We start from the raw sequence: 3,411 nt of genomic DNA, 5'->3' as shown, positions 1-3,411 counted from the left end.
TGTGGATCTGCACTGCGTGCGCCCGGAACAGTTCGTGCTCGCCTGGTGGCGCGCGACCGGTAGTACGGCCCATGTGAAAGAGATCACCGACCTCGCCACGCAGCGCGGTTTCGCCCTGGCCGGCGACGAGCTGCGCGATAGGGAAGGCACGGTCATCGTCATCGACGATGAAGCAGCGCTGTATGCGCGACTCGGCCTCGCCTTCGTGCCACCCGAGTTGCGCGAAGCCACGGGCGAGGTGCCCGCAGCAGCGGACAACCAACTGCCCGATCTTGTCACGGAGCAGGATCTCGTGGGTGCACTGCATTGTCATTCGCAGTACAGCGACGGCGGCGCCACCATCGAACAGATGGCGGCAGCCGCCCGTGCACGCGGCCTGCGTTACCTCGGCGTGTCCGACCACTCGCAGTCCAACACGTATGCCGGCGGCCTGGCGCGCGACGCCATCCTGCAGCAGCACGACGAGATCGACCAGCTCAATGCGCGCTACGCCACAGACGGCGTCGACTTCCGTGTGCTCAAGGGCATCGAAGCCGACATCCTGCCCTGCGGCCGCGTGGACTACGACGCGGCGTTCCTTGATCGCTTCGATTTCGTGATCGGGTCCATCCACTCGCGCTATGGCATGAACGCGAAGCAAATGACCGACCGCGTGCTGAAAGCCCTCGACGATCCGCATCTCACCATCCTCGGGCACCCCACCGGGCGATTGCTGCTGACGCGCGAGCCGTATGCCATCGACCTCGACGCCGTGATCGAGAAGGCCGGCATCGTGGGCGTGGCCGTGGAGCTCAACGCCGATCCGCATCGCCTCGATATCGATTGGCGCGCGTGTCGCGTGGCCCGTGAACACGGCACGCTGGTGAGCATCGGCCCGGACGCCCACTCGCCGCAGGGATTCGAGAATCTCGAGCTGGGTGTGGCCACCGCACGCAAAGGCTGGCTATCGTCGTCCAATGTGCTGAACGCGCGTTCGGCCGACGATGTACTCGCCTTTGCGCGCGCGCGTCGCGCCTCGCTCATCGCATAGGCCCCATGGCTCGTGCGAGTGGTGGAGGCCCGCGTCAGCCGTTGTCGGTGAAAAAGCCCGGAGCCGCGAAGCGCCCCCCGCTTGCCGACGCGGCACGAGCCACTGGCACGACGCGTTCGCGACGCACGTCCAAGACGATCGGACAGAAGCCCTCGCAGCGAGCCGCTCCGGTGGCGCGGAGCCCCAGGACGAAGGCTGACAAGCAGGCCATCGCCACGGTGGTCCTCGATCGGCTGCAAGCCACGTATCCGGACGCGCACTGCGAGCTCGATCATCGCAACGCCTTCGAGCTGCTGGCCGCCACGATTCTTTCAGCGCAGTGCACCGACGTACGCGTGAACATGGTCACGCCGGCGCTGTTTGCGCAGTTCCCCGACCCCGAATCGCTGGCTGACGCGCCCCCCGAAGCGGTCGAGGAGATCATCCGCACCACCGGATTCTTTCGTGCGAAGGCGAAGAGCCTGATTGGCATGGCGCGTGCGCTCGTGCGCGATCACGGCAGTGAAGTGCCGCGCTCGATCGCCGAGCTGGTCGCCTTGCCCGGGGTGGGACGCAAGACCGCCAACGTCATCCTGGGCAATGCCTTCGGCATCAACGAAGGGATTGTGGTGGACACCCATGTGCAGCGACTGTCGCGCCGATTGGGGCTCACCCGGGAGCCGGACCCGGTGGGGATCGAGCGGGAGCTGATGCCGCTGTTTCCGCGGGAGTCGTGGGCCCAGCTCAGTCACCTGCTGATCTTTCACGGGCGTCGTACCTGTTTCGCCCGCAAGCCCGCCTGCGATGCCTGTGTGCTGGCCGACGTTTGTCCCAGTGCGGGCATCGACGCCTGAGGGACCGCGGGATAGCTTTCAGGCAGTATTCTGTTCCTTCAACCGCGAGATATCCGTGGCCAAGATCGCTACGATCGAAACCAATAAGGGCACGCTGGTCGCCGAGCTATTCGCTGGCGAAGCGCCGAAGACCGTCGAAAACTTCGAGAAGCTGGCAAACGAAGGCTTTTACGATGGCGTGAAGTTCCACCGGGTGATCCCCGACTTTGTCGTGCAGGGTGGTGACCCGTACTCGCGCGACCTGCCGGCCGGCGATCGCCGCATCGGCACGGGCGGCCCGGGCTGGCAGATCCCGTGCGAAACGAAGGGCAACCCGCACACGCACAAGATTGGCGCACTGTCCATGGCCCACGCGGGTCGCGACACGGGCGGCAGCCAGTTCTTCCTGGTGCTGAGCGAGTCCAATACGCGCCACCTGAACGGCGTGCACACGGTGTACGGCCAGGTGACCGAAGGACTGGAGATCCTGCCGACGATCGTGCAGAATGACCATATGGTGTCGGTCCGCGTGACCGACGTCGCCTGACTTCCCCTTCACTCCACCGGATCATGGCTGGTCACGACAAGCACGCGCAGAGCAGCGACATGGGCGCCGCCTTCCTGGGTCTCATCGGGGGCTCGATTTTCATCGGCGCCATCCTGTACGGGATCGTGGTGTGGACGAACGCGAAGTTCGCTGGCCATGCTGCCGAAGCGAAGCACACGAGCGCATTGGTGATCGAGGCTCCCTCGATCGGCTGAGCGGTTCGTGAAGGAGAACGTGAGCGGGCTCGGCGTTTGCCGGGCCCGTTTTTTTGTCGTGATTGATTCCCTGAAAGTGCCTGGCTTGGAAGCCCAATGCCCTCTGGTTCACGGGCGGCCCCGCAATTCTGCGGTTCGGACCTTATCCGGACGCTAAAGCCCCCTCTTGCATCCGAAACCAAAATCACATTGATTCGTATTAAGACTGACCAGTCAGTCAGTAACTACCGAGAGAACCGTGACCATTGCACCAGATTCGCCTTCCACGCGCCGTCGGGCGCCGGAAGAACGACCCCAACAGATCCTCGATGCTGCGTTTCACGAGTTCGGTGAGCGCGGCCTCGCTGGCACGCGCCTCGACGACATCGCCAAGCGCGCCCAGGTCGCCAAAGGCACCATCTACCTCTACTTCCCGAACAAGGAAGAACTGTTCAGGGAAATGGTGCGCTCCACGATCGTGGTGGCTTTGAGCGAAGCAGAGGCGTCACAAGAGGCGCATAAAGACGCCAGTGCAGAATCACAGATACGTGAATTCGCTACAAAGTCCTGGAACTTCCATCGCACGGACCGAGTGCGTGTCCTCAAGCGCCTCGTCCACGATGAACTCGTGAATTTCCCCGACCTCATGGCGTTCTATGCCCAGGAGGTCATCGCCCGCGGCCGCCGGCTCATGGCCAGTGTGGTCGAACGGGGCATTGCCCGAGGCGAGTTCCGGTTCATCGACCCGAACATGGCCGCCCGCATGTACTCGGCGATCCTCATCTCCCACAGCACCTGGTGCAACAACCGGGCGTTCCACCCACAGCT

5 protein-coding genes are annotated in these 3,411 nt (G+C 64.0%); all 5 read left to right on the top strand.

Annotation, left to right across the window (positions count from 1 at the left end; all coding sequences use genetic code 11):
• Positions 1-1,030, top strand: a 1,030-nt coding sequence (locus tag VGE27_RS14440; RefSeq protein WP_331050371.1) for a PHP domain-containing protein, incomplete at its 5' end; no start/stop codon positions are given.
• 5 nt (positions 1,031-1,035) lie between these two features.
• Positions 1,036-1,863, top strand: coding sequence for an endonuclease III (gene nth / locus VGE27_RS14435; protein WP_331050370.1), 828 nt, complete (start codon positions 1,036-1,038; stop codon positions 1,861-1,863).
• A gap of 55 nt (positions 1,864-1,918) precedes the next feature.
• Positions 1,919-2,389 (top strand): peptidylprolyl isomerase, encoded by a 471-nt coding sequence (locus VGE27_RS14430; RefSeq protein ID WP_331050369.1) that lies wholly within the window; start codon positions 1,919-1,921, stop codon positions 2,387-2,389.
• A gap of 23 nt (positions 2,390-2,412) precedes the next feature.
• Positions 2,413-2,604, top strand: coding sequence for a hypothetical protein (locus VGE27_RS14425; protein ID WP_331050368.1), 192 nt, complete (start codon positions 2,413-2,415; stop codon positions 2,602-2,604).
• A 238-nt stretch (positions 2,605-2,842) separates the two neighbouring features.
• Positions 2,843-3,411, top strand: a 569-nt coding sequence (locus tag VGE27_RS14420; RefSeq protein ID WP_331050367.1) for a TetR/AcrR family transcriptional regulator, incomplete at its 3' end; no start/stop codon positions are given.

Origin of the sequence: Gemmatimonas sp. (assembly GCF_036405635.1) — a bacterium.
In the GTDB taxonomy this organism is placed as follows: Bacteria; Gemmatimonadota; Gemmatimonadetes; order Gemmatimonadales; family Gemmatimonadaceae; genus Gemmatimonas.
This window is presented reverse-complemented; position numbering and strand designations above follow the sequence as displayed.

Bases quoted from the DNA above. Each gene is read 5' to 3' on its own strand.
- nth (WP_331050370.1), top strand. From the start codon at position 1,036: ATGGCTCGTGCGAGTGGTGGAGGCCCGCGTCAGCCGTTGTCGGTGAAA.
- VGE27_RS14425 (WP_331050368.1), top strand. From the start codon at position 2,413: ATGGCTGGTCACGACAAGCACGCGCAGAGCAGCGACATGGGCGCCGCC.